Source organism: Streptomonospora nanhaiensis, assembly GCF_013410565.1.
Lineage (GTDB): Bacteria > Actinomycetota > Actinomycetes > Streptosporangiales > Streptosporangiaceae > Streptomonospora > Streptomonospora nanhaiensis.
In genome coordinates this window covers 1624760-1644691 of sequence record NZ_JACCFO010000001.1, presented here as the reverse complement: position 1 = coordinate 1644691, position 19932 = coordinate 1624760, and the positions used below count along the sequence as shown (strand labels likewise).

The window sequence follows — 19932 nt, the reverse complement described above, 5'->3', positions numbered from 1 at the left end:
CCGCTCAGTCCAGCGCGCCCGCGACCCGGCTCAGGTAGGCGTCGCGCGAGGGGAGCAGGTGGGCGCGGCAGGTGTCGGCCAGCAGGTCGGGGTCGCCGCCGCGCAGGGCCTCGATCATGGTCCAGTGCTCCCGCCGGCTGCGGTCCAAAAAGTCCGGCGAGGTCACGGTCACCGAGCGCATCGCGTGCGCCATGCGGGCGTGGCGGCGGATCGTCTGGGTGAGGACGGTGTTGTCCGTCAGCGCGAAGAGGGCGTCGTGGAAGGCCATGTTCGCCCGCACGACGGCGCGCAGGTCGCCGGCCTCGATCGCGGAGTCGTGCCGGTGCTGGAGTTCGGTCAGCTCCTCGACGCAGCCCTCGGCCGCCGGCAGGTCGATCATCCGCGCGGCGCTGACCTCCAGGATCTCGCGCACCGCGTAGAGGTCGCGGACCTCCTTGGCGGTGTAGGAGCGCACGAACGCGCCCGCGTTGGGGCGGCGCTCGGCCAGCCCGCGGGTCTCCAGTTCGCGCAGCGCGCTGCGCACCGCGTGCCGCTTGGCGTCGAAGCGCGCCATCAGGTCGTCCTCGACCAGCCGCTCGCGCGGATAGCGCAGGCCGAGCACGATCTCCTCCTCCAACTGCTCGGCGAGGTCGACCGAACTCGTGGCGCGTGTGCCGGGCACGTCCATCCCTTCCGTGGCGGGGCCGCGCGTGATGCGCGGCTCCCATCGTAGTTGCGCGGACCACACGGCCGTGGTTCCATGGCCGAGCTTCATTGCCAAGATTATCAATAATGGAGTCGATAATGACCGATGATCGGGCCGGGCACCCGGCGGCGCCGCGCGGCATGCGCGGCAACCTCACCGACTACGGGGACGCCGGGTTCGCGCTCTTCCTGCGCAAGGCGTTCATCAAGGGCGCGGGCTACACCGACGACGCCCTGGACCGGACCGTCGTGGGCATCGTCAACACCGGCAGCGGGTTCAACCCCTGCCACGGCAACGCGCCGCAGCTCATCGAGGCCGTGCGGCGCGGCGTGCTGCTCTCGGGCGCGCTGCCGGTCGAGTTCCCCACCATCTCGCTGCACGAGAGCTTCTCCCAGCCCACCAGCATGCTGCTGCGCAACCTCATGTCCATGGACACCGAGGAGATGATCAACGCGCTGCCGGTGGACGCCGTGGTGCTCATCGGCGGCTGCGACAAGACCGTCCCCGCCCAGCTCATGGGCGCCGCATCCGCCAACAAGCCGGCCATCCAGCTGGTCACCGGGTCCATGCTCACCGGCGCCTACCGGGGCGCCCGCGTGGGCGCGTGCACCGACTGCCGGGCGTTCTGGGGCCGCCACCGCGGCGGCGAACTCGACGAGGCCCAGATGGCCGAGGTCAACGGCAGCCTGGTCGGCAGCGTCGGCACCTGCTCGGTCGCCGGCACCGCCAGCACCATGGCCTGCGTGGCCGAGGCCATGGGCATCGCCCTGCCCGGCAGCGCCACACCGCCCGCGGTCACCGCCGACCGGATGCGCGTCGCCGAGCTGACCGGGCGGCGCGCCGCCGAACTCGCGGCCGAAGGGCTCACCGTCGACCGCGTCCTCACCCCCGAGGCCATCGAGAACGCGCTGCGCGTGCTCCTGGCCGTGGGCGGCTCCACCAACGCCATCGTGCACCTGGCCGCCATCGCCGGGCGCCTGGGCTACACGCTCGACCTGGACCGGTTCGACGCGATGAGCCGCGAGACCCCCGTCCTGGTCGACCTCAAGCCGGCCGGCAGCCACTACATGGAGGACCTGCACAAGGCCGGCGGCGTGCCGCGGCTGCTGCGGGAGATCCGCGACCTGCTGCACCTGGACGCCCTCACCGTCACCGGCCGCACCCTGGGCGAGGAGCTGGACCGCTCGCCCGAGCCCTTCGCCCAGGAGGTCATCCGGCCCCGGAGCGAACCCGTCTACCCCGCCGGCGGTATCGCCGTGCTGCGCGGCAACCTCGCCCCCAACGGCGCCATCATCAAGCAGGCCGCCGCCGACCAGGACCTGATGGAGCACCGCGGCCGCGCCGTCGTCTTCGAGGACTCCGCGGACATGGCCGCGCGCATCGACGACCCCGACCTCGACGTCGAGCCCGACGACGTGCTCGTGCTGCGCAACATCGGCCCCGTCGGCGCCCCGGGCATGCCCGAGGCCGGGTACATCCCCATCCCGCGCAGGCTCGCCCTCAAGGGGGTCCGCGACATGGTGCGCGTCTCCGACGGCCGGATGTCGGGCACCGCCGCCGGCACCATCGTCCTGCACGTCTCGCCCGAGGCGGCGGTCGGCGGCCCGCTGCGCTACGTGCGCACCGGCGACACCGTCCGCCTCAGCGTGCGCGACCGCGTCATCGAGGTGGAGGTCTCCGAGGAGGAGCTGCGCCGGCGCGCCGAGGAGGCCCCCGCCGCGCCCCCCGCTCCCGAGCGCGGCTACCGCAGGCTCTACGTCGAGCAGGTGACGCAGGCCGAGGAGGGCTGCGACTTCCGCTTCCTCCGGTCCGCCACCGACCGCGGCGCGGTCCCCACCGGCCCGGCGACCGGGCCCGGACGGGAGTGACATGGAGTCCACCGCGTGGCTGGTGACCGCGGCCGTGCTCGCCGTGGTCCTGCTGCTGTTCCTGGTCATCCGGCTCAAGTTCCAGGCGTTCATCGCGCTGCTGCTGGTCAGCATCACGTTCGGCCTGGCCACCGGCACCCCGCCGGTGGAGCTGGTGGACCTCGTCGTCGAGAAGATGGGCGGCGGACTGGGCGAGGTCGCGCTGGTCATCGGGCTGGGGTCGGTGTTCGGCGAGGTGCTGCGCAGGGCGGGCGCGGCCGAGCGGCTGGCCGCCACCCTGATCGACCGCTTCCCCGACCGGCACGTCGCCTGGGGGCTGGGCTGCGCCGGGTTCCTCGTCTCGATCGCGGTGTTCATCGACGTCGCAATCGTGGTCCTGGTGCCGATGCTCTACCAGATCGCCCGGCGCACCAAGCGGTCCCTGCTCTTCTACGGGATCCCGCTGTGCGCGGGGCTGAGCGTCACCCACACCTTCATCCCGCCCACCCCCGGCCCGATCGCCACCGCCGGGATCATGGGCGCCGACATGGGGCTGGTCATCCTGTTCGGGGTCGTCTGCGGCGGCGCGGCCGTGGTCGTCGCCGGTCCGGTCTTCGGCCGCTTCATCTCCGAGCGCATCTACGTGCCGGCGCCGATCGAGCCCGCGGGCGCGGAGGTGGGCGGGCGCCCGGCCGGCACGGGAGCGGCGGGCGCCGAAGGCGCTGAAGGCGCTGAGGCGGCTGAGGGCACCGGCGCCGGCGGATCCGGCGAGGGAGCGGGCGGCCCGCAGGCGCGGGCCGACGGCGGCACCTCCCCGGCCGCGTCGCTGCCCGGATTTGGCTCGGTCATCGGGGCGCTGCTGCTGCCGCTGGTGCTGATCCTGGCCGGCACCACGGGCGGCGCGCTGCTGCCCGAGGGCGGCGCCGCCCACACCGCGCTGGCGTTCGTCGGCCACCCGGTGATCGCCCTGCTGCTCACCTGCCTGTACACGCTGTGGTTCTTCGGCGTGCGGCGCGGCGCCACCCTCGCCGAGCTGCAGGAGACCGCGACGGCCGCGCTCGCCCCGGCCGGCGTGATCATCCTGATCACCGGCGCGGGAGGCGTGTTCGGCGGGCTGCTGGTGGACTCGGGCGTGGGCGAGATCCTGGCCGACGCGATGACCGGCTGGGGCATCCCGATCGTGGCGTTCGGGTTCATCTCCTCGGCGGTCATCCGGATCTCGCAGGGGTCGGGCACCGTCGCCATGATCACCGGCGCCACGCTCACCCAGCCGCTCGCCGCCCAGATGGACGTCAGCGACCCCGTACTGGCCCTCACCTGCATCGCGATCGCCTCGGGCGGGACCGCGTTCTCGCACGTGAACGACTCGGGATGGCCAACCGGTACTTCGGCATGTCGGTCTCCGACACCCTGAAGTCCTGGACGGTGATGAAGACGATCGTCGGCCTCACCGGGTTCGCCTCGGCGCTGCTGCTCAGCCTGGTCGTGGCCTGACGCGGTCGGCGCGGCCCCTGCGCCCGGCCCCCTCCGGCCCCGCGGCCGCGGGGGACCGGGCGGACGCGCTCCCGTGCGGCTACCAAACCTCGGCGGAGAAGCCGTGGTACCGCCCCCGGCCGGGCGCGGGCAGCCCGGGGGGCAGCCGCGTGCCCGCCGGTTCGGGGACGGCAACGGCCGACCGGTCCAGGCGGGGCCGGCGCCCTCGGCGCTGATGAAGGGCCCCAGGCTGACGGAGCCCACCTCGGTGCCGGCCGCGTAGGCGGTGAGCACGGGACCGCCGCTGAGCCCGCCGTCGGAGCGGGCGAGCCAGGTGTCGCAGGCCCAGCGGATCTCGCCATGCGCCGACGCCGGCGGCCGCCGCCGACACCCGGCGCCCCTCCCACTCCGGGCCGTCATACCGGGGGCGGAGGCGCCCGCCGGGGCCGCGCGCGCCTCGGCCCCCGGTCGGAGGCGCAAAACCGGCTCGCGGCCCGATGCGGGGGAAGGTCCGCGCGCGGGAGAGTGTGTGCGCCGCAGACCGCACCCCAGACCGCCTCGCCTCCCAGGGAGCCGCCATGCACCGCAGACCCGCCGCGACCGCGGCCGTGCTGCCCCTCGCCCTCGCCGCCGCCCTCACCTTCCCGCCGGGCCCCGCGTGGGCGCAGGAGGCCGACGCGGCGGAGGCCCCCGCCGCCGGGAGCGGGCAGCGCCTGGACTGGGGCGCCTGCCCCGAAGGCGACTACGGGACCGGCATGGAGTGCGCCACCCTGCGCGTGCCGGTCGACCACGACCGACCCCGCGGGCGGCACATCACGCTGACCGTGGGCCGGCTGCCCGAGACCGGCCGCGGCGGCGCCGAGGGCAGCGTGGTGGTCAACCCCGGCGGGCCCATCGGGTTCAGCATCGCCTACCTCGGCGCCTACGGCGACTCCTTCGCCGGCCTGCGCGAGCACATGGACATTGTCACCTGGGACCTGCGCGGCGCCCCCAACGGCCAGGGCGGCTTCAGCACGCCCCTGGACTGCGACTGGCGCTACGCCGCCACCCCGGCCGTGCCGGCCGACCAGGCCGCGTTCGCCGAACTGGCCGCCGCCAACCGGGCCGTGGCGCAGGAGTGCCGCGCGGCCGGCCCCGCGCTGTTCGACCACATGAGCTCCGCCGACCACGCCGACGACCTGGAGGCCATTCGCGCCGCCCTGGGCGAGCGGCGGCTGAACCTGCACATGACCTCCTACGGCGGCGTGATCGGCCAGAGCTACGCCCGGCAGTACCCGGACCGGGTGCGGACCCTCTACCTCGACGGGACCGCCGACCACACCCGCGAGGGCGACGCCGTCTACGAGGGCTTCGCCCGCGACGGCGACACGGCGTTCGATCGCTTCGCCGACTGGTGCGCCGCCGAGGAGTCCTGCGCGCTCCACGGAAGCGACGTGGCGGAGCGCTGGCGGGCGCTGACCGCGAGGGCCGACGCCGACCCGATCCCCGCCCCGGTCGCCGGGGTCCACTACACCGGCCGCGACCTGGAGGCCACCGCGTTCGCCGTGCTCACCGCCAACCGGCCCGGCGCGACGTGGCGGGAGCTGGCCGAGGCGGTCCTGGCCGCCGAGGACGGCGACGCGTCGGGGTTCGTGCGCGACCCCGACCGCCCCTTCCCCGGGTTCCCCCAGCCCGGCGTGGTCGAGTGCCTGGACTGGAACCGCCCCGCCGACCACGCCCAGATGGCGGCGACCGTGGCGCGGCTGAGCGAGGTCGCGCCCAACACCGGCGGCCGCCTCCACATGTACGGCAGCATCCTCACCTGCGCCGGCTGGCCCACCCCGGTCACCAACCCGCCCGGCCCGCTGCCCGAGGGCGTGCCGCCGCTGCTGGGCGCCGGCACGTGGAGCGACTTCGGCTCCACCTCGCGCGCGGTCGCAAGCGTGCCGGGCAGCGTCTCCATCGTCCACGACGGCCCCGGGCACGGCCTGTACTGGAACGGCAACGCCTGCGTCGTCGCCCACGCCGACACCTACCTGCGCACCCGCGAACTCCCGCCGCCCGGCACCGGCTGCTGACCCCGGTGGGCCGTCCGGGGCACCGCCCGCGCGGCACCCGGACGGCCCCGGCCGCGGTGAACCGGACCTCCGCGGCGGCCACTCCCCGGCCTCGGGCGCCCGCGCCTCCCGCAGCCGGGCGCCACCGGCCGGTGCGGCGGCGCCCGGAACCCCCGGACGCGGGTGAGACGAGGGTGAATTGACCCCGGCGTGGTGGGTAGCCGAACGGGGACCGCACCCAACGGACCGTCTTGAGGAGGCACCGGTGATGAGATCTGAGACCAGCGCCGGGCCGGAGCAGCAGACCGGTCAGGTGGCCAAGGAGCAGGCGTCGCGGACCGCCGGGGAGGCGCGGTCGGCCACCGCCGACGTCGCGTCGACGGCGCGCGACCAGGTGCGCCACGTCGCCGCGGAGTCCCGCTCGCAGGCCCGCGCCGTCGCCGAGGACATGCGCGGCCGGATCGCCGACGAGGCCGAGGAGCAGACCCAGCGCCTGTGCCAGGGCCTGCGGCAGTGGTCGCGCGACCTCGGGTCGATGGCCGACAACGCGGACACGGGCTCACCGGCGCGCGGCGCGGTGCACCGGCTCGCCGAGCGCGGCGACGCCGCGGCCGACTACCTGGAGCGCAACGGCGCCCAGGGCGTGCTCGACGACGTGCAGTCCTTCGCCCGCCGGCGCCCCGCGCTCTTCCTGGCCGGTGCCGCCGCGGCGGGCTTCGCGGTGGGCCGGCTGGTGAAGTCCGCCCGCGCGGCCGACTCCGGCGACGCGGCGGGCGGCCCCGAAGCGGAGTCCCGACCCCAGGCCGAGACCGCCCACGAACCCCGCGGCATCCCCGAGCAGCAGACCGGGGTCCCGCCGCAGTACCGCGAGGTGAGGTGAGATGACCGTCCCGTACGCCACACCCCCGGAGCAGCGGGCCGCCCAGGAGGTGCCCGCGCAGCGCGCCGACCACGACCGGTCGCTCGGCGACCTCGTGGGCGAGCTCGTCGCGGACGTGCAGAAGCTCCTCCGCCAGGAGGTCGAGCTGGCCAAGGCGGAGGTGCGCGAGGAGGCGACCAAGGCCGGCAAGGCCGCCGGCATGCTGAGCGGTGCCGCGTTCGCCGGCTACATGGTGCTCGTGCTGGTGAGCCTGGCGGCCGTCTTCGGCCTGGCCGCGGTCATGCCCGCGGGCTGGGCGGCGCTCATCGTCGCCGCCGTGTGGGCCGTGATCGGCGCGGTCCTGTTCGTCGTGGGGCGGAGCAGGATGCGCCAGGTATCGCCCAAGCCCGAGCGGACCGTCGAGACGCTGAAGGAGGACGCGCAATGGGCACGGCACCCGACCAGATAAGAGGCGACATCGAGCAGACGCGGGCCGAGTTGACCCGCGACGTCAACCGGCTCACCGACCGCACCAGCCCGCGGGCCATCGCGCGCCGGCGGACCGAGGGGATGCGCCACCGCGCCCGGCACATGCGCGAACGCATGATGGGCAGCGCCTCCCAGACCTCCGGTTCGATGAAGGAGGGCGGTGGGCAGGCGATGGAGGCGGTGCGCTCCGTGCCCGACAGGGTCGCCCACCAGACGGAGGGCAATCCGGTGGCCGCCGGGCTGATCGCCTTCGGCGCGGGCCTGCTGGCGGCGTCGGTGCTCTCCGAGAGTCGGGCGGAGCGGCAGGCGGCGCGGCGGCTCCGGGAGCAGGCGGGCGACGTGGTCACCCCGGTCGAGCAGTCGGTCACCGAGTCGGCCGAGCGGCTGAAGGGCGGCGCCAAGGAGTCGGCCCGCCAGGCCGCCCAGGAGGTCAAGGGTACGGCGCAGGGAGCCGCCCAGACCACGGGGCAGCAGGCCCAGGAGAACGCGCAGCACGTCTCGGCCGCGGCCAAGGAGTCCGGCCAGACGGTGGCCTCCCACCAACGCGACCGCTGAACCGCCGGCCCGGGCCCCGATCGGCCCGGGCCGGACCGGGAACGGCCGGCCGGCGACCGGTGCGGTCACGGGCCCGCCGCCCCGCGCTCCACGCGCCGGGCGGCGGGCCCGGCGCGTGCGGGGGAGCGGCGCACGAGCGAGCGCGGGGCATGGGCCGTGGTCGGTTCCGTCCGGCGACCGGCCGACATCGCCGCTTCGCCGGTCCGTCGGGGACCTGACCTCGGGGGACCGGTACCGCCTCTGCCTCAGCGCCACGCCGCGACGGCGCGCCGCGCCCGCCCCGCCCACCGCGCCACCAGGGCGCGGGGCGGCCGGGGGGCGCGGTGGGCCAGCCAGGCGCTGGCCGCGCCGATGGCGGCCCCGGCGGCGACGTCGCTGGGGTAGTGGCTGGCCGCGTGCACCCGCTCCAGGGCGACCAGCCCGGCCGGGACCGCGCAGGCCGCGCCCCACGCGGGCGACACCCCGGCCACGGCCGCGGCGAACCCGACCGCGGCGGCGGTGTGCCCGGACGGGAAGGACGATCCGTTGGGCCGGTCGCACGCCTCCTCGTCGGGCGCCAGGTCCTCGGGCGGGCGGTGGCGGTGGTAGACCCGCTTGCACACGCCGTTGGACAGGAACTCGGCCAGCCCCATGCCGACCAGCCCGAACGCGGCGGCGCGGCGCCCGCGCGGCCCTCCGGCCGCCGCCATCAGCGCGGCGGCCGCCCACCACACGCGCGTGTGCTCGCTGGCGGTCTCCAGCGCCGCGCGGAGCCGCCGGTCCCACGGCGGCCGCCAGGAGGCCGCGTGCCGGACGAGCCTGCGGTCGACGCGGTGCAGCCGCTTCGATGCGCCCATGACCAGCGGTTACCCGGTCCAGCGGCGGTCACACGGGCCGTGTCCGCCGCCACCCCGCCGCGACCGCACCGCCACCGCCCCGGCAGGGCGCCGACCGGGCGCTGCGGGCGCCGACTGCGCGGGGGCTCAGCCCCAGGTAAGCGGGTCGAGGTGGAGGTAGAAGCGCTCCCGGTCGCGGTCGAGGGCGATCCCGTAGCGGGCGGCGAACGCCTCCTCGGCCTCGGCGGCCCGGCGGGCGCCGTTCCGGTCGCCGCCGTCCTCCTCCGCCCACCTCTCGCGCGCGGTCGCGAACAGCAGGGCGAGGTCGGCATAGGGGTCGGCCCGGCCCAGGCGGCCGAGGTCGATGAACCCGGCCACGCGCAGGGTCTCGGGGTCGAGGACGATGTTGGGCAGGCACAGGTCGCCGTGGCAGACCACCGCGTCGGCCGCCTCCTGGGCGAGGCGCCGCTCGACCTGGGGCTCCAGACGGGCGAGCAGGTCGGCGGCCGGGGTGTCCTGCTGCTCGACCGGCAGGAAGTCGGGGTTGACCGCGCCCCGGGCGACGACGTCGCGCGCGGTGGCGGCCATGGCGGCGAGGTCGCGCGAGAAGGGGCAGGCGGCCACCGGCAGCGCGTGCAGCCGGCGGACCGCGTCGGCGATCGGCTCCCAGGCCGCGCGCAGCGCCGCCGCCGGGACGCGGTCGGCGGGCACCCCCGGCACGGTGCCGGTCACCAGGCAGGCCCCGGTGGTGGTGGCGGTCCAGTCCAGGACCCGGGGAGCGGGCACGCCCTGGGCGCCGAGCCACTCCACGCGGTCCCGTTCGGCGGCAAGCCCGGCCGCCGCGTCGCCGAAGACGCACTTGGCGTACCGCGTGCCGTCAGCGGACCGAAAGACGAGCGCCCCGGACTCACCACCGGTGACGGGTTCCCACCCGTCACCGGGGAGCAGGGCACGGGATTCGGACACGGCCGCAGCATAAGGGCTGTCCCGTAAACGATCTATGGAAGTGCCGGTTGACCGGTCCGTTCTTCGTTACCCGGCCAGGGCGAGGTCGTGCAGGCGGGCGATGCCGAGCATGGCGTGGTGAACACCGTCACCTTTCAGGCGGCAGTCGCGGAGGAGCTTCCAGCCCTTCATCCGGGCGAAGACGTGCTCGACGCGGGCGCGGACCTTGCGGTGAGAGGCGTTGTGCTCCTCTTTCCAGGCCGGGAGTTCGGCCTGGCCGCGCTCGCGGCGGTGCGGGACGACCAAGCCGGTGCCCCGGTAGCCGCCGTCCGCGATGACCGTGGTCCTGCCGACAGCCCCCTTCGCGCCGGACAGTTCCCACGCCTTGCAGTCGTTGCGGTTGCCGGGCACCGGCCGGCCGACGGCGACCACGAGCCGGGTGTCGGCATCGATGACGACCTGGTGGTTGGTTGAGTACCGGTAATTCTTCGACTGGTCGGCGACGGTGTGGTCACGGGTGGGCACCATCCGTCCACCATCGGCACGGTGTCCTTGGGACCGCCCGCGCGGCTGGAGCGCGAGCAAGAGCCCGAGGTGGGCGATGCTGCGGTCGGCGGCCGACTTCGAGATGCCGAACAGCGGCGCAAGCTGCCGCGGCGTCAGGTTCGTGCGCCGGTACGCGGCGACCAGCAGAACCCGATCCTCCAACGGCAAGCTCCAGGGCCGTCCTCTGCGGACCGCATCCGCGCCTTCGCGGCGCAGCGCGGTCATCGGCTTGCTGAACTGACGTGGGCCCAGCCCAGTGAACGGGACCGTCCGGGAAGGCTCCGACGCCGTGATCACACCGGCCACCCCAAGATCATCTCTTGTGGTGGGGCTCTGCGCGATGTCCCGCAGAATCCAATGGCGCAACGCAGCTCAGGCGTCAAGAATCGCCGGATGCATGAGGTGAAGCTGTCCGACGGGATCATCACTCTGTCCCCGCTACGCCTGGACGACACGGAGGCGCACCTCGCGGGGGAGGATGAGCGGCTGGTGCGCTGGCTCAGCGGCGGTCCCGGCACACGCGAGGGCGTCGAGGCCTACATCCGGCACTGCCGGGAACAGTGGGACACAGCCGGCCCACTCCGCGCTTTCGGCATCCGGGTAGGCATCGACGAGGCGCTCGCGGGGACGATCGACCTGCGCTTCACAGCAGAGGGCTTGTCTCCCGGCCAGGTGAATGTCGCCTACGGCCTCTACCCGTCCTGGAGAGGGCGCGGCCTGGCCACCCGCGCGGTCATCCTGGTCTCCCGATATGCGGCGAGTGAGGGAGCGAAGCAGGCTGTGATCCGGGTGGAGCCGGAGAACGCCGCGTCTTCCGCGGTCGCCCCCCGGGCGGGCTTTACCCCCGACAAGCACACACGCGGCGCGGACGGGACACGGCTCGACTGGTACATGCGGGATCTGTGCATCGATACCCGGTGACGACCCTGACGCTCGCAAGCCGGCGCGGGGCTTGGCGACGCATGACCAGCGGTTACGGGACAGCCTTTAGCGCCCGCAAAGGATCGACGATGACGACGCGAGCGCTCCCGCACCGGCCGTCCCGCTTCTGTGGGCGGGCGATCCGCGGTTCGTCGCCGTGTCCGGCGACCGTGGGCGGGGGAGCGGAGCGGGCTCGGCGCCCGTTCCGCCGTGTTCGGTGCCCCTGAAGGCGCGGAGGACCGGGACGCGCATGGAGGTACCGGCGGCCGAAGCACCGGACCCGGCCGGCCGCCGTGGCGCCGGACGGGGACCGGCACCCGCGGCCCCTCACGCCCCCGTCGCCGGGCGGCGGTAGACGGCGAGCAGCACCCGCAGGACCAGAGCGCCGCCGACCACCATGAGCAGGTAGCCCAGCAGGTCGAAGAACGACGTCCGCGGGGTCAGGCCCGGCCCGCCGGGCACCGCGAGCAGGGCCACCCCCAACGCGCCCGACGCGATCGCCAGCAGGGTGAGCATCGCCTGGTGCGCCAGCCCGGCCACGAAGGCGCGTTCGGCGCCGCCGCCCAGCAGACCCACCTCGACCCGCAGCCGGCCCTCCTCCAGCGTGGCCGCGATCCGGTCCAGGCGGCGCGGCAGCCGCCGCAGGGTGGGTAGCAGCGCGACCACCTCGTCGGTCAGCGTCGCGCGCAGCGAATCCGGGCGCAGCCGCTCGCCGACGCGCTCGGCCGCGTACCGGCGCGCCTGCCCGACCAGGTCGAACGTCGGAGACAGGGCGCGCAGCACCCCTTCCAGGGTGCCCAGAGCGCGGAAGACCGCCGCCACCTCGGGCGGCAGCCGCAGCCGGTGCCGGGCCGGCAGCAGGACCAGGTCGGTGAACATCCGGACGTCGGGCACCGCGCCCTCGTGCAGGTGCTGGACCATGAACCGCCCCAGCGCGCGGCGCAGCCGGTCCGCGTCGACCTCCCGGGCGTCCTCGGGCGGCACCAGCGCCAGCAGGGAGTCGGTCAGCCCCGCCGGGTCGCCCCGGTCGATCGCCGCCATCATGAACCGCAGGCACTCCCGGGTGCCCGCGTCCAACCGCCCGACCGCCCCGAAGTCGAGCAGCCCCAGGCGGCCGTCGGGCAGCAGCAGCACGTTGCCCGGGTGCGGGTCGGCGTGGAAGACGCCGTGCTCGGTGACCTGCGTCAGCAGGGTCTCCAGCAGGGTGCGGGCCAGGGCGTCGCGGTCCTCCTGGGTTGCCTCCGGTACCGTCCCGGCGGCGCTCAACGCGACGCCCGGCAGCCGCTCCATGACCAGGACGCGGCGCGTGGTGTAGGCGTCGAACACGCGGGGGACCACCACGCGCGCGGTGTCGGTGGTGGCGGCCACGGCGGCGATGTTGGCGGCCTCCACGCGAAAGTCCAGCTCCTCGGTCAGCGCCTCGGCGAAGCCGTCGGCGAGGTCGCGCACCCCCATGGACCGCGCCCAGGCCGCGCGGGCGTGCAGGAAGCGCGCGAGCCTGCCGAGGATGTCGAGGTCACGCCGCACAGCGCGGGCGATCCCGGGCCGCTGCACCTTCACCACCACCGCCGTGCCGTCGCGCAGCCGCGCCGTGTGCGCCTGGGCGATGGAGGCCGAGGCCAGGGGAGCGGCACCGAACTCGGCGAACACCTCCTCCACCGGAGCGCCCAGCTCCTCGCGCAGCACGGCCCGCACCTGCTCGGCCGGCACGGTCGCCACGCGGTTGTGCAGCCGCGACAGCTCCGCCACGAACACCGGCGGAAGCAGGTCGCGGCGGGTGGCCAGGACCTGGCCGAGCTTGACGAACGCCGCCCCGCCGTCCTCCAGCGCGGCGGCCAGGGCGGCCGCCAGCCGCTGCCGGGGCCGGTCCCCGGCCGACGGGGCGCGCCGCCCCGCCAGGTAGGGGCCCAGACCGTGCCGTGCGGCGATGCGGAGGATGGCGGCGTAGCGCAGGGCGCGGCCGGCGGCGTCCCGCACGCCCTTCGCCCGGGCCAGCGGACGCAGCCGCGAACCCGTCGGGAACAGCACCTCGCCGACCACCAGGACGGCCATGGCCGCGATGACCACCCCGCCGGAGGACACGACGCCGATCGGCACGGCCTCACCGGGCGCGCGGGAGACCAGTTCGGTGGTGACGCCGCCGACGGCGAAGCCGGCGAAGCCCGCCGCCAGCGCGCGGGGCACGGACACGCGGATACCGAGGACCAGGCCGGCGACCCAGGCGACGGCCATGGCGGTGGCCAGGCCGGCGATCCAGACCACCGGCGCGAGAAGGGCGGGGGGAAGCGTGGTGACAGCGGCGGGGTGCATGGCGGCAAGCGTGGCAGCGGCCCCGGGCGCACGGATCCCCTGGCAGGGGGGTGGGGGCTCCCTCGGGCGGGGGAAACCAGGGCGGCCGGCCCCGCGGGCCGGGACCGGCCGGTCCGGTTGGGGGCCGCTACTCGCGGGCCTCCACCGGCACGCTCCCCGCCAGCTCCGCGGCGTCATCGGGCCAGGTCAGGGCGCCCGACTCCAGGTCGGCGAGAATCCCGCGCACCCAGGCCAGCTCCGCCGCCCACACCGCCCGCGTGTACTCGTTCTCCAGCAGGAGCAGCCGGGGCAGCTCCCGCCGGAGGTCGGCCGCCTGCGCGTCGGCTCCCGCGATGGCGCCCTCCAGGGCCGCCGCGCGGCTGCGCAGGCAGTACCGCACCTCCCCGGTCGGCAGGCAGCCCATGAAGGAGACGGCGGCGGCCAGCAGCGTGGTGTCGGGGTCGGGCCGCTCCAGCAGGTAGCGCAGCCGCGACCGCAACTCCCGCCGCCCCTCGTCGGTGATGCGGTAGACCGTGCGCTCGGGGCGGTGCCCCTCGCGCTCGGTCTCGACCGCCTCGATGAACTCGTCCCGCTCCAGGCGGCCCACCGCGTGGTACAGGCTGCGCGGCAGTCCGGTGACGAAGTCCTTGTGGGTCTGGGTGATGACGCGGTGCAGCTCGTAGGGGTGGCGCGGGCCGGTGAGCAGCAGCGCCAGCACGGTCAGGCCGGTGAGGTCCCGGACCCCTCGGCGAGTCGCCGCCATCGCGCCTCCGTATCCACCGTGACCGCGTCCACCCCGGTCAGCTCCGCCGCCGATCAGCCTAGCGCCGGCCGGGTGGACCCGCGGATCCCGGCACTCCGACGACCCCGCCCCGACTACCGTGCCCGCCGTGCCGGTCCCCGGCCGCGCGCCGGACCGCCCACGCCCAGCTCCGACTGCCGCGCAGTGTCGTCCTCGGCCACGTCGAGCAGGGTGCGGGCGTAGTCGGCCCGGGTGAGCCGCCAGTCGCCGCCGGTGGCGTCGGCCGCGCGGTCGATGTGCACGGCGCCCGCCGCGGGGCCGTCGACCAGCATCACCGCCCGCACGATGCGCCAGTCCAGCCCGCTGGCCTGGAGCATGCCCTCGGCCCGGGCGAGGTCGGCGTAGACGGCGCGGAACCGCAGCCACGCCAGTCCCACGGCGAGCCGGGGCCGGGTGGCCGTGACCGAGCGGCTGCTGGTCATGACCAGTCGGCGCACCCCGGCCTCGGGCATGACCTCGATGAGGGCGCGGGCGATGGCGCTGCCGCCCACCGCGCACAGCACCGCGTCCTGCTCCCGCACGGCCGCGCGCAGGTCCTCGGCGCGGGCCGCGTCCCCCTTGACGACGGCGCGCAGCCCCGCGACCCCGGTCGGCGCCGCGCCGTCGCGCGCGAAGGCGGTGATGGCGTGGCCGCGCGCCACACCCTGGTCGAGCACGTGGCGGCCGGTGCGCCCGGCGGCCCCGATGACAAGGATCCGCATTACGCCCCTCCCGCCGCACGGCCCCGCGCGCGGCCGGACAGTTCGGCCGCGGCACGCTCGGCGATGTCCGCCAGCCCTCGTTGGGTGGCGGCGCGGAAGCCGACGAACCCCCGGTTGGCCAGGGGGACCAGCCACCGGCCGCGCCGCGCGACGTCGTAGACGCGATGCACGATCCGCGCGCCGGAGGGGCAGGGCTGCACGGCGAACTCGCCCCGGTACCACCATCCGCCCTGGAGGGCGATGGTGCGGTGCGCGCGGTCGACCTCGACGGTGAAGCGGTGGTCGGGGGCGTGCGCGGTGAAGGTGTTGGGACCGCCGGTCAGCGTGAGGTTCTCGGGCCCGCCTCGGGCGATCAGGAGCCATCCGTTGTCGGGTCCGGCCGGGCCGGACCGCACGGACAGCAGCAGGTCGGCCACGGAGTCGCGGGGAGCGGGCACGGTGGCGGACGCCTCGGCCAGCAGGCGCCGCCTTGGGGGGCTCAGGGCCATGGGGACTCCTATTGCGTAGTTCTATAGTGCATTGCGCACTATAACAATGTGCGGCACAGAGGAGGGAGACGGTGGCGAGGGGACGGCGCCGCCCGGCGGGTGCCGGCGCGGCGGGACGGCCGGGGGCGCGCGGATGGGCGGTCCGTGCGTGCCCCGCGTGGTCGCCCCGGACGGGCCGGGGGTCGCCCCGGCCCGCCCAGGGCCCCGGCCGGATTCGGGGCCCGCCCGCTACTCGCTCGACGCCACCCGCGCGAGGGCGATGCCGCCGATGATCAGGGCCGGCGCCACCCTGTGTGACGAGGGTGCTGGAGGCTGTCCCGCGCCTTGGTGGCCACGGTGAGGCGAATGGACTCCGCGGGCGGGTGTTGCGTCCTCGATGCCGGTTTTGGAGAACGGCGATCCATGCTTTTCGTCCGCCGGGGTGACCGTGGATGCTGGATCGCCGTGTAAGCGGCTGGCTTTGTCTCGCAGTGGGAGATGCCGGCAGGCGGAGGTCTGTTCCGTGTGGACGTGCGGGCTGAGACCGGCGTTGACCGCGCGCCCCTTTCCCTCCTCTCGGTGATGCCGCTGCCCGCGAATTCAGGTGAATTCATTTTAGTGAATCCCCTTTTTGTCCCCCATTGCGGTTTCGGTGCGTCGGGTTCCCTTTGTTTGGGGGGGGCGCTCCGCTTTGGCCCGTCGATTTGCCGCCGAGTGTGTCCTCCGTAACACGGTCGGTTCCGGAGGCCGGGGATTGCGGTCAGGAAAGGACTGATTCAGGCGGTTGTGTCACCTGTGCCGCCCGCGCGGCCACGGGTTACGACCGTGAATTCATCGCCCGAATGCCGGAACAAAACCCGGTCTCCGAGCTGATTTCGCTGTGAGGCTCTGCGATGTCCTGGGGCGCGAGAGTGCGTTTCCGGTCTATTCCCCATTGCATATCAAGGCAGGAACTATGCGGACAATCCAAAGGGCCACCGTGGTCGCGGCGACCGTTTTCGGTATCCTCCTCGCCCCTGTCGGGCTCGCCGTCGCCCATGCGAGTACGGGCGACACGGACGCCGGGGCCGGCGGTCTGCTGTCCAACCTCTCCGGCCGCAACTCCTCCGGACACGCCAACCTGTGCGGCACCGGCAAGGTCGCGGTCCTCAAGGAGCGCAACTGCTTCACCGAGGACACCGGGCGCGGTCCGGGCGGCGGCGACGTGGCCGGACCCAGCGGGGGCACCCTCTCCAACCTGCTGTTCGCCCGGAACGCCTCCGGCCACAGCAACAACTGCGGCAACGAGACCGTCTCGGTGCTGAGCCGCACCACCTGCGTCACCGTCGACCACCGCTAGGACGTGCGTGCCGCCGGGGGCCCGGTGCGGCCGGGCCCCCACCCCCTCTTCGCCCCACGACCGTGACCGAGGTGACCATGCGGACCGACCCGCGGCTGTGCATCGCCGCCGTTGTCCCCCTGACCGGCCGGCTGGCCCGGCTCGGCGACCCCCTGTCCTTCGTCCTGCGCCGCCTGGCACCGCTGCTGCCCCCGGTGCGCGCCGGCGCGCACCGGCTGCCCGTCCACATCGCCGTCCGCGACAGCCGGTCCGACCCCGACCACGCCCGGCAGGCGGTCAAGGAGCTGGTGACCGACGAGGGCGCCCACATCGTCATCACCATGGCCGGCACCCAGGTGCTGCCCGCCGTGGCCGACGCCTGCGCCGACCTGCGCACCCCGTGCCTGTCCACCACGTTCCCCCGGCAGGCCTACGAGCACTGCCGCACCGCAGCCGAACGCGACCGGTGGACCTACCACTTCGCCTGGGGGCTGGAGGACATCGCCGCGGTCTTCGCCGACATGTGGGAGCGCGTGGGCGGCGTCCGCCGGGTCGCCTGCCTGTGGAACGACGAACTCCAGGGCGACCTCCTGCGCCGCTGGTTCGCGCCCGTGGCGGCGGAGCGGGGCCGCCCCCTGGTCGACCCCGGCGCCTACCGCGAGGGCACCGCCGACTTCGGCGCCTGCGTCGAGCACCTGCGCCGCCACGACGTCAACGCGGTCACCAGCGCGGCCACCGGCGCCGACCTCGCGCGGTTCCACCAGCGGGCGCGCGAAGCAGGGCTGGACCTGCGGCTGCTCACCTGCTCGCGCTGGCTGACCTACCCCCACGCCGAATCCGCCCCGGCCCCGCGCGACCGCGCGGCCTTCGAGGGCCTGGTCCGCGCCCGGGTCGCGACCCTGGTCTACTGGACCCCGCGGCACCCGCACCGGTCGTCGGTCGACGGCACCACCAGCGCCGAGCTGGCCGACGCCTACCAGCAGGCAACCGGCCGGATGTGGCTGCAGCCCCTCGGCCTCGCGCACGCGCTGGTCGACGTCGCCCACCACGCGCTGTCCCGCGCCGACGACCCCACCGACCGCGCGTCCGTCGCGGCGGCCCTCTCCCGCACCCGGCTGGAGACCGTGGTGGGCCCGCTGGACTGGACCGCCGGGGACAGCCCGAACGTCGCCCGCGTGCCCCTCGCCGGCGGTCAGTGGCATCCCAAACCGCCGACGGCCACGAACTGCACGTCGTCGCCAACCCCACGGCCCCGCACGTGCCCGTCACCGCGGACCTGCTCCCCGCGGGCTGACCCGCGCCGCGCCCCGGCCGCGCAGCCGCCCCGGGCAGGGGCGGCGGCGCGGCGTTCCCGCGGCGGGGCGGCCTCCCGTCGCCGGCGCCTGGCGCCAGGCCCGGCTGCGCGCCTCCTGCGCCGGCGCATCCCTCGCGGCCGCCCGGCCCCCTTGGGCGCCACTGCGGCCGCTATTGGTATGATTTACCTGATCTGATTTGCAAACATGCTTTTTGATGTGAGAGAGGTGGGGCGATGGCTCCGGCTGAGCAGGCGCCGTTCTACGGACGCGGCTTCTACGGGGCCGTCACGGTGAGCGAGCGCGGGCAGATCGTCATCCCGGCCCGGGCCCGGCGGGACCTGGAGATCGGCCCGAGGGACAAGCTGCTCGTGCTGGGCGACCCCGAACAGGGGCTCGCGCCGATGAAGCTCGACCACCTCATGCGCAACCTCCAGGGCTCCTCCGCCCTGCTCCAGCAGATCCAGCAGGTCGCCGGGGCATCGGACGCCGCGGGGCCCGCCGGCGCCCCCGGGCCCGCGGAGGGCGCCGAGGAAGGCGGCGGCAGCGGTGACGGGGAGGGCGGTGCGCACGGCCGGTAACCGCCGACCGCCCCCGGCGCCCGCCCAGCACGCTTGACCCCCCCTCGCGCTCTCAGTGACACGCCGCCGCGCCCTGCAGCGCGGCGCCCCCACCCACCTCTGAGGAGTCACCCGTGAGTACGCCGACACCGGCACCGGCACCCGCCCGCGGCGCGACCGGCGCCGTCGACCGCGCACTGGCCCCCGACCTCGCCCGCGGTGTCATGCTGCTCGCCATCGCGGTGGCGCACGCGCCGCTCTTCGTCACCGCCGTCGAGCGCGGCCCGGCCCTGGCCAACGACATCGCCGGCGTCTTCCACCTGCTGTTCGTTCACAACCACGCGCGCCCGATGTTCGCGTTCCTCTACGGCTACGCCCTGGTCCAGCTCTACGACCGCCAGACCCGGCGCGGCGCCGACTGGCCGCGGACGCGGCGCCTGCTGCGCCGCCGGGGGTGGTGGCTGGCGGCCATCGGTTTCGCCCACGTCGTGCTGCTGGTGCCGATCGACATCCTCGCCGCCTACGGGATCGCGGGGGTCCTGCTCGTCGGGCTGCTGCGGGCCCGGGACGCCACCCTGCTGTGGACGGGCGGCGTCCTCCTGGTCCCCGCCACCCTGCTGACGGCCATGAGCGTGTGGCTGCCCCTGACGCAAGGCGTCTCCAGCTACACCGTCGGCAGCATCGCCGCCGGCGACCGGGGCGCGGTAGAGATGCTCGCCGACCGGCTGGCGGCCTGGCCCTTCGGCCTGGCGGTCGCGGTCGTCTCGGTGGCTCCGGCGGTCGTGTTCGGCATGTGGGCGGCGCGCCGCCGCTACCTGGAGGAGCCGGAGCGCCACCGCGGCCTCCTCGTCCGCTTCACGGCGGCGGCGACCGGGGTGTCCGTCCTCGGCGCGCTGCCCGCCGCCGCCATGCAGGCGGGTGTGTGGGCCGACCCGCCGGCGGCGGCGGTGGGCGCGGCGTCGCTGGTCCAGCCGCTCACCGGCTACTTCGGCGGCATCGCCATGGCGGGCGCCGTCGCCCTGGCCGCCATCGCCGCCGCCCGCAGCCGGGGCCCCCTCACCACCGCCCTTCAGGCGCTGGGGCAGCGGTCGATGACCGTGTACCTGGCGCAGTCGGTGGTGTTCACCTTCGTGTTCTTCCCCTTCGGCCTGGGGCTGCAGGACGACCTCGGCCTCGCGGGCGCCACGGCGGTGGCCGCCGCGAGCTGGGTCGCCGCGGTCGTCGCCGCCGACCTCATGCGCCGGGCGGGCCGCCGCGGCCCCGCCGAGGTGCTGCTCCGCTGGCTGGCCTACCCCCGGCGGCCGCGCGCCGGCTCCGCCTGAGCGGCCCGCC

18 protein-coding genes and 1 pseudogene are annotated in these 19932 nt (G+C 75.3%); 11 read left to right on the top strand and 8 right to left on the bottom strand.

Annotation, left to right across the window (positions count from 1 at the left end):
* Positions 1 to 4: 4 nt before the first annotated feature.
* On the bottom strand, positions 5 to 754 hold the full coding sequence (locus HNR12_RS07125; protein ID WP_246425021.1) for a GntR family transcriptional regulator: 750 nt from the start codon (positions 752 to 754) through the stop codon (positions 5 to 7).
* A gap of 29 nt (positions 755 to 783) precedes the next feature.
* On the opposite strand from HNR12_RS07125, the gene HNR12_RS07120 reads away from it, so the two are divergent.
* The 6 genes and pseudogenes from HNR12_RS07120 to HNR12_RS07095 all read left to right on the top strand — a co-directional run bounded on the left by HNR12_RS07120 (position 784) and on the right by HNR12_RS07095 (position 7944).
* On the top strand, positions 784 to 2553 hold the full coding sequence (locus HNR12_RS07120; protein ID WP_179766745.1) for a dihydroxy-acid dehydratase: 1770 nt from the start codon (positions 784 to 786) through the stop codon (positions 2551 to 2553).
* Position 2554: 1 nt separating this feature from the next.
* Positions 2555 to 4026: pseudogene (locus tag HNR12_RS07115) on the top strand (GntP family permease).
* 557 nt (positions 4027 to 4583) lie between these two features.
* The gene (locus tag HNR12_RS07110; protein WP_179766744.1) at positions 4584 to 6062 is read left to right on the top strand and encodes an alpha/beta fold hydrolase; all 1479 of its coding nucleotides are present in this window, start codon (positions 4584 to 4586) and stop codon (positions 6060 to 6062) included.
* Positions 6063 to 6309: 247 nt separating this feature from the next.
* The gene (locus HNR12_RS07105; RefSeq protein ID WP_179766743.1) at positions 6310 to 6921 is read left to right on the top strand and encodes a hypothetical protein; all 612 of its coding nucleotides are present in this window, start codon (positions 6310 to 6312) and stop codon (positions 6919 to 6921) included.
* A gap of 1 nt (position 6922) precedes the next feature.
* Positions 6923 to 7369, top strand: coding sequence for a phage holin family protein (locus HNR12_RS07100; RefSeq protein WP_179766742.1), 447 nt, complete (start codon positions 6923 to 6925; stop codon positions 7367 to 7369).
* Complete coding sequence (locus tag HNR12_RS07095) at positions 7345 to 7944, top strand: DUF3618 domain-containing protein (protein WP_179766741.1); 600 nt, start codon at positions 7345 to 7347, stop codon at positions 7942 to 7944. Before HNR12_RS07100 ends, HNR12_RS07095 begins: the two co-directional genes overlap by 25 nt.
* Before the next feature lie 245 nt (positions 7945 to 8189).
* Here the strand turns inward: HNR12_RS07095 and HNR12_RS07090 are convergent, their stop codons facing one another.
* The 3 genes from HNR12_RS07090 to HNR12_RS07080 form a co-directional block, all read right to left on the bottom strand.
* Positions 8190 to 8780 (bottom strand): phosphatase PAP2 family protein, encoded by a 591-nt coding sequence (locus HNR12_RS07090; protein WP_179766740.1) that lies wholly within the window; start codon positions 8778 to 8780, stop codon positions 8190 to 8192.
* Between the two features lie 126 nt (positions 8781 to 8906).
* Entirely contained in the window at positions 8907 to 9725 is an 819-nt protein-coding gene (locus tag HNR12_RS07085) for an APH(3'') family aminoglycoside O-phosphotransferase (protein WP_179766739.1), read from the bottom strand.
* Positions 9726 to 9791: 66 nt separating this feature from the next.
* Positions 9792 to 10556, bottom strand: coding sequence for a transposase (locus HNR12_RS07080; RefSeq protein ID WP_179766738.1), 765 nt, complete (start codon positions 10554 to 10556; stop codon positions 9792 to 9794).
* 87 nt (positions 10557 to 10643) lie between these two features.
* On the opposite strand from HNR12_RS07080, the gene HNR12_RS07075 reads away from it, so the two are divergent.
* Positions 10644 to 11171: a GNAT family N-acetyltransferase gene (locus HNR12_RS07075; RefSeq protein ID WP_179766737.1), complete on the top strand. Its 528-nt coding sequence runs from the start codon at positions 10644 to 10646 to the stop codon at positions 11169 to 11171.
* A gap of 327 nt (positions 11172 to 11498) precedes the next feature.
* On the opposite strand, the gene HNR12_RS07070 is transcribed toward HNR12_RS07075, so the two are convergent.
* From HNR12_RS07070 to HNR12_RS07055, 4 genes are all read right to left on the bottom strand, one after another.
* Positions 11499 to 13481: an ABC1 kinase family protein gene (locus tag HNR12_RS07070; RefSeq protein ID WP_179766736.1), complete on the bottom strand. Its 1983-nt coding sequence runs from the start codon at positions 13479 to 13481 to the stop codon at positions 11499 to 11501.
* A gap of 127 nt (positions 13482 to 13608) precedes the next feature.
* A complete protein-coding gene (locus HNR12_RS07065) occupies positions 13609 to 14223 on the bottom strand; it encodes a PadR family transcriptional regulator (RefSeq protein ID WP_179766735.1) in 615 nt (204 codons plus the stop codon).
* Positions 14224 to 14336: 113 nt separating this feature from the next.
* Positions 14337 to 14963 carry an NAD(P)-dependent oxidoreductase gene (locus HNR12_RS07060; RefSeq protein ID WP_179766734.1) on the bottom strand — a complete coding sequence of 209 codons (627 nt, stop codon included), beginning with the start codon at positions 14961 to 14963 and terminating at the stop codon, positions 14337 to 14339.
* Positions 14963 to 15451: a hypothetical protein gene (locus HNR12_RS07055; RefSeq protein ID WP_179766733.1), complete on the bottom strand. Its 489-nt coding sequence runs from the start codon at positions 15449 to 15451 to the stop codon at positions 14963 to 14965. Before HNR12_RS07055 ends, HNR12_RS07060 begins: the two co-directional genes overlap by 1 nt.
* A 934-nt stretch (positions 15452 to 16385) precedes the next feature.
* Between HNR12_RS07055 and HNR12_RS07050 the strand changes: the two genes are divergently transcribed.
* The 4 genes from HNR12_RS07050 (at position 16386) to HNR12_RS07035 (ending at position 19922) form a co-directional block, all read left to right on the top strand.
* Positions 16386 to 16769, top strand: a complete 384-nt coding sequence (locus HNR12_RS07050) for a hypothetical protein (protein WP_179766732.1) — start codon at positions 16386 to 16388, stop codon at positions 16767 to 16769.
* A 77-nt stretch (positions 16770 to 16846) separates the two neighbouring features.
* A complete protein-coding gene (locus tag HNR12_RS07045) occupies positions 16847 to 18238 on the top strand; it encodes an ABC transporter substrate-binding protein (RefSeq protein WP_218901883.1) in 1392 nt (463 codons plus the stop codon).
* Between the two features lie 38 nt (positions 18239 to 18276).
* Positions 18277 to 18621, top strand: a complete 345-nt coding sequence (locus HNR12_RS07040; protein WP_179766731.1) for an AbrB/MazE/SpoVT family DNA-binding domain-containing protein — start codon at positions 18277 to 18279, stop codon at positions 18619 to 18621.
* Positions 18622 to 18734: 113 nt separating this feature from the next.
* Positions 18735 to 19922 carry a DUF418 domain-containing protein gene (locus HNR12_RS07035; protein WP_338119737.1) on the top strand — a complete coding sequence of 396 codons (1188 nt, stop codon included), beginning with the start codon at positions 18735 to 18737 and terminating at the stop codon, positions 19920 to 19922.
* Positions 19923 to 19932: the final 10 nt, after the last annotated feature.